The following is a 5,813-nucleotide window of genomic DNA, read 5'->3' as shown; positions in this document are numbered from 1 at the left end:
GAGCGGGGCGCCCCCGCCATCCGCTGCGCCGCGGCGCCCCGCGCCGCACTCGCCGCCAGCATCCGGGCCGGCGCCGGCGGATCCAGCTCCACCGCACCGGCCGGAGCCAGCAGGGCGGCCGGCAGCACCAGCCGCGCGACCAGGCCGCTCTGGCGTGCGTCGAGCTGCACCCGCACGCCCAGCCGGCTCGCCAGGTGGCTGACCACGAACAGGCCCATCCGCTCGACCGCCGCGACGTCCGCGGCCGGTGGGCTGGCCAGCACCGCGTTCGCCTCGGCCAGCGCGGTCGGGCTCATGCCCAGGCCGTCGTCCACGATCTCGATCAACGCGCCCGAAGCCTCGACCCTTGCGGTCACCAGCACGACCGTGTCCGGACGGGAGAACGCGGTCGCGTTCTCCAGCAGCTCGGCCAGCATGTGCACCAGTTCCCCGACCGCGTGCCCCACCACGTTGACCTCGCCCACCGAATCCAGCCGGACCCGCTGGTACTGCTCGATCTCGGCGGCGGCGGCCAGCAGCACGGTGCCGAGACCCACCGGACGGTTCCACCGACGGGTGGAGTCCGTACCGGCGAGCACCAGCAGGCTCTCGTCGTTACGGCGCATCCGGGCGGCCAGGTGGTCGAGTTTGAACAGGTTGCCGAGCTGGTCCGGGTCGCTCTCCTCGCGCTCCAGGTCGTCGAGCAACTCCAGTTGGCGCTCCACCAGCACCTGGCTGCGGCGGGCCAGGTTGACGAACATCGCATTGACGTTGCGACGCATCAGCGCCTGCTCGACGGCTACGGTCACGGCGCTGCGGTGCACCGCGACGAACGCCTCCGCCAGCTCACCGATCTCGTCGAGCGAACGGACCACAGCCGGCGCGACGTCGATGCTCGGCACCCCGCCGGTGACGGTCCGCAGCCGATCCAGCGCGTCCGGCAGCTCGACCTGCGCGATGCGCAGCGCCTGGCTGCGCAGCAGCCGCATCGACCGGGCGACCGACCGCCCCACCAGCAATGAGATCAGCAGGGCGACCAGCAGCACGGCGACGACACCGCCCACCACCAGCAGGGTGGCCCGCAACTGGCCGCTGCTGGCGTCGTCGGCCTGGCGCACCGCGTCGTCCAGCACCCCCGCCTCGACCTGGCGCAGCAACTCCTGGCGCTGTTGGCTGGCCGACCACCACTGCTCCGACGGCAGCACCTCGGGCGCGGCGTTCCCGGCCGGCAGGCTGCGCTCCTCCAGCTGGGTGGCGACCAGGAACAGCGGGTTCACCGAGGTCTCGTCGTACCGGCGGATCTGATCCGTGGTGGCGGCCACCCGGAACGCGCCGAGGGCGGTCAACTGCTGGGCGCGCAGGTCGGTGAGGACCACCCGGTCCTCCGTGCCGTACCGGCCGGCGCGGGCGGCGGCGTAGAGCTGGGCGCGGACGCGGGAGGAGAGCTCCTTGACCCGGGCCAGCTGCACGTAGCGCAGCACCGAGTCGCTCAGCGCCGCCCGGTCCTGACCCGGCGTCGGCTCGGCGAGCAGGTCCAGCAGCGCGCCCACGGCCCGGTGGTAGTTGCTCAGGATGGTGTCGTTGCTGAGCACCGCCGGCGGGATCGCCGGACGGATGTCGATCACCTGGTCGTACGCCTCCTGCGCCTCGGAGAAGGCCACCCGCCAGGACGCGTCGGCGTCGGCCAGCGGCCCGGCCGCCCGGCTCAGGTCGGCCATCGCCCGGTCGGAGGCCGCCTGCAACGGTCGCAGCGCGGTGGCGGCGGCCTGCCGGTCGCCACCGCGGCGCAGCTCGCCCAGCTCACCCGCCGAGCGGTCCCGCTCCTGTTGGAGCTGGTGCACCACTGCGGTGATCTGCCGGCCGATGCCGACCTGCCGGGAGAAGTCGTTCAGCGCGGTCGTCCGTCCGACCAGGGCGCTGGTCTGCACGCCCGCGAGCACCAGGAACGCCACCGACGGCACCACCAGCACGGTGGCCAGCTTGGTGCTCATCCGCCAGTCCCGCAGCCGGAACGGCGAGCGGCGTCGATGCGGAACGACGCGGACGTCGAAGCGTCGCCGGCGGTGGTTCGACACCCCGCCGGTCGCCGGATCGGGACCTCCCGCCACCCTGCCTCCTCCTGCCGCGTCCACCGCGACCCGGGGAGCGCAGTCCATCCAACCAGGCTCGGTAGCGCTGTCAACGGCCCGGGCAGGGCGAAAGTTCAGGAAGGATACTGCGGGTGGGATCGTCCTGTCGTGGTCGGTAAGACCAGCTCATCCGTCTGGCCGATGTCGGCGAGCTCGGCCGCCGCACCAAAGCGGCCCAGCGCGACCAACGCGGCGCCGGTGGCACCGATCTCCGGGTTGCGTTGGTGCGACACCGGTCGCGGCGCGAGCGCGGCGGCGAACGCCTGCCGCCACCACACCGAGGCGGCCACCGCGCCGCCACCCAGCACCACCCCGACCGGTTTGTCGACCGTGGACTCCAGCACCGCGAGATCGTCGGCGACCAGCTCGCACAGCCCCTGCATCAACCCGGCCAGGATGTCCACCGCCGTGGTGCTGAAGCTCAGGCCGCGCAGCTCGCCCGAGCCGGCCGGCGCCAACCCGGGCGGCCGGTCGCCCCCGAAACGGGGGTCGGTCGGCCGGCCGCCGCCCGCCGGCACCAACGCCAGCGCCGCGTCCAGCTCATCCCCGTGGGGCAGTCGCAGCTCCCTGTTCGCCCAGGCGAACAGGTTGCCACCGCTGGAGTACGCCGCCCCGGTCACCACGTGGTCGTGGTCGACCCGGTAGCGCCAGAGTCGTTCGGGCAGTCGTGGTAGCGGCTCTCCGGCCGGGATCCGCTGCATCAGGCGTACGGCCGCGGAGGTGCCCACCGTGACCGCGGCCCGGCTCGGGTCGGCGCAGCCCGAGCCGACGTTCGACGCCCCGCCGTCACCCACCGGCGGCGCCCACCGGGCCTCGGCCAGCTGCGGCCAGCGGCGGGCGCGGTCGGGCCGGAGCCGGCCGTGCCAGTCCAGCTCACCCAGGGTCGGCAGGTCGCGCGGTCGCGCACCGGCCAGCGTCAACGCCTCCTCATCCCAGCGCAGGCTGCTCAGATCGAGCAGGCCGGTGCCGGAGGCCTGGGAGACCGACATGGGCGCCGCCTGCAGCAGCTCGCCCAGCACGTATTCCGGCAGGCCGACGAACCGGGCGATCGGCGTGCCGGACTGTTCCCGCAGCCAGGGCAGGCGCACCGACCAGTAGGAGCGGTGCCACCAGCAGCCGGTGCGCTGGTGGAAGGCGTCCGGGTCGGCCGGGCCGGACGTGTCGCCGACCGGCGCGGGCCGGGTGTCCAACCAGGTGACGACCGGGCCCAGCGGAGTGCCGTCGCGGTCCAGCGGAAGCACCGAGTGCCACTGCGCGGAGGTCGCCACCAGGTCGACGTCGTGCAGGTGCCCCGCCTCGGCCAGCTCGTCCAGGCACTCGATGAGACAGGCGAGGTAGTCGGGGCCGGAGAGCGTGCCGGTGCCGTCGTCACCGAGGGCGAGGTTGACCTTCCGCCGGGCCAGGGCGCCGGGCAGCGGCTGGGTCTCCCCGTCCAGCACCAGCCCCCGTACGGAGGAGGTGCCCAGGTCGAGCGCGAGAATGTTCATCGCCGGTCAAGTTACCCGGTGCCGGCCGCGCGGGAACGGAGGTCCGGCCGGGCACACCGGTACGCCCGAAGGGGTCCCGAGCCGGCCCGCGGCCGCGTAAGGTGGACCGCATGCTCGCGCACCCAACCTCCTGGTGGCCCGCCGACCCGGCGGCCACCCCCCGCGCGTAGCTCCATCCACGCGGCCGCCACGAGGCGGCCGCCGGATCTCCCGGCCCGGATGGCCGCCACCGCTGGCGGCGCCCGGCCCACGGAGACCACGATGACCAGCCTGATCCACCTGACCGACCTGCTCGCCGCCATCTCCCGTGGCGACGACCCCGGCCCGTTCGCGCTGTTGCGCCGCGAGGGCGCCGACGAGCTGGAACTGTTCACCGGCGTCGTCGCCACCGTCGACCGCCTGGCGGACATCCCGCTGTCGCCGGGTGCGCCCGGGGCGCGGACGCTGGCCCTGGTGCCGTTCCGGCAGATCGCCGAGCGTGGCTTCGCCTGCGTCGACGACGACGCCCCGCTGGAGTGCCTCCAGGTCCGCGAGCACCGGCGGATCCCCCTGGCCGAGGCCCTGGCCGCGCTGCCCGACCAGCCGGTCCGCACCCGCGACGCCGCGTTCGACGTCAGCGACGAGGAGTACGCGCGGATCGTGCAGCGGGTGCTCACCGAGGAGATCGGCCGCGGCGAGGGCGCGAACTTCGTCATCCACCGCACCCTGCACGCCAGCGTGCAGGGCGCCCCGCTGGTGGCGGCGCTGGCCGCGCTGCGCCGGCTGCTGGTCGCCGAGCGCGGCGCCTACTGGACGTTCGTGGTGCACACCGACACCCGGACCCTGGTCGGCGCCAGCCCGGAACGACACGTCAGCGTCGACGACGGGCTCGTGATGATGAACCCGATCAGCGGCACCTTCCGGCCCGGCGGCGACGCCCCGGACCGGGAAGCGCTGCTGCGGTTCCTCGCCGACCCGAAGGAGGTCGAGGAGCTCTACATGGTGCTCGACGAGGAGCTGAAGATGATGGCGACCGTCGCCGAGCACGGCGGCCAGGTCATCGGCCCGTACCTCAAGGAGATGTCCCACCTGGCGCACACCGAGTACCTGCTCGCCGGGCGGGGCACCCGCGACGTGCGGGAGGTGCTGCGGGAGACGATGTTCGCGCCCACCGTGACGGGCAGCCCGATGGAGAACGCCTGCCGGGTGATCGCCCGGCACGAGCGCCGGGGCCGGGGCTACTACGCGGGCGTGCTGGCCCTGCTCGGTCACGACGACGCCGGTCGCCAGACGCTGGACGCGCCGATCCTGATCCGTACCGCCGAGATCTCCCCCACCGGCCGGCTGCGGGTGCCGGTCGGCGCGACCCTGGTTCGGCATTCGACGGCGGCCGGCGAGGTGGCCGAGACGCACGCCAAGGCCGCCGGAGTGCTGGCCGCGCTCGGTCTCGGCCCGGCGGCGCCCGCCGGCGACCGCAGGCCGGTCGTGCGGCTGGCCGACGACCCGGCGGTACGCGACGCGCTCGCCGCGCGGAACACGCCGCTGGCCCGGTTCTGGCTGGACCAGCGGGCGCCGGACGCGCCGGGGCTGCCCGGGTTGGTCGGTCTGCGGGCACTGATCGTGGACGCCGAGGACACCTTCACCGGCATGTTGGCGCACCAACTGGGCGCGTTGGGTCTCGCGGTCACCCTGCGGCCGTGGCACGCAGGTGGCCCGGTCGACGAGTACGACCTGGTGGTGGCCGGGCCCGGGCCGGGCGACCCGGGCAGCTCGGACGACCCGAAGATGGCCGCGTTGCGCAAGCTGCTGGACGGGCTGCTGGCGACCGGCCGGCCCACCCTCGCGGTCTGCCTGGGGCACCAGGTGCTGGCCGGGTTGCTGGGGCTGCCCCTGCACCGCCGCGACGCGCCCTATCAGGGGTTGCAACGGGAGGTCGCCCTGTTCGGCCGGGCCCGCCGGGTCGGCTTCTACTCCTCGTTCACCGCGCGGGCCGAGGCGGACCGGCTGCACACCGCGTACGGGACGGTGGAGCTGGCCCGGGACGCGCGCGACGGGTCCGTGCACGCCCTGCGCGGGCAGGGTTTCGCCGGGGTGCAGTTCCACCCGGAGTCGGTGCTCAGCCCGGACGGGCTGACCGTGCTGACCGAGTTGCTGGCCGATCTGTTGCCGGCGCCACGCCCGGCCCGGCAGGCATCGCCGACCGGCCCGGCCCACCAGGCGTAGCCGACCGGCCGCGTCC

General features: G+C 74.5%; 3 protein-coding genes. 1 reads left to right on the top strand and 2 read right to left on the bottom strand.

Annotated features, from left to right (window positions below; genetic code table 11):
• A partial coding sequence (locus ABZU46_RS30710; protein ID WP_354863199.1) for a nitrate- and nitrite sensing domain-containing protein occupies positions 1-2,087 on the bottom strand: 2,087 nt, incomplete at its 3' end.
• 95 nt (positions 2,088-2,182) lie between these two features.
• Positions 2,183-3,595 (bottom strand): FGGY family carbohydrate kinase, encoded by a 1,413-nt coding sequence (locus ABZU46_RS30705; RefSeq protein ID WP_354863198.1) that lies wholly within the window; start codon positions 3,593-3,595, stop codon positions 2,183-2,185.
• A gap of 270 nt (positions 3,596-3,865) precedes the next feature.
• On the opposite strand from ABZU46_RS30705, the gene ABZU46_RS30700 reads away from it, so the two are divergent.
• On the top strand, positions 3,866-5,797 hold the full coding sequence (locus ABZU46_RS30700; protein WP_354863200.1) for an anthranilate synthase family protein: 1,932 nt from the start codon (positions 3,866-3,868) through the stop codon (positions 5,795-5,797).
• Positions 5,798-5,813: the final 16 nt, after the last annotated feature.

This window comes from Micromonospora sp. NPDC005197 (genome assembly GCF_040608295.1).
Lineage (GTDB): Bacteria > Actinomycetota > Actinomycetes > Mycobacteriales > Micromonosporaceae > Micromonospora.
Note: the sequence above shows the minus strand (reverse complement) of the source record. Positions and strands in the feature narration are given on the sequence as shown.

Coding starts and splice junctions, on each gene's coding strand:
- ABZU46_RS30705 (WP_354863198.1), bottom strand. CDS start 3,595: ATGAACATTCTCGCGCTCGACCTGGGCACCTCCTCCGTACGGGGGCTG.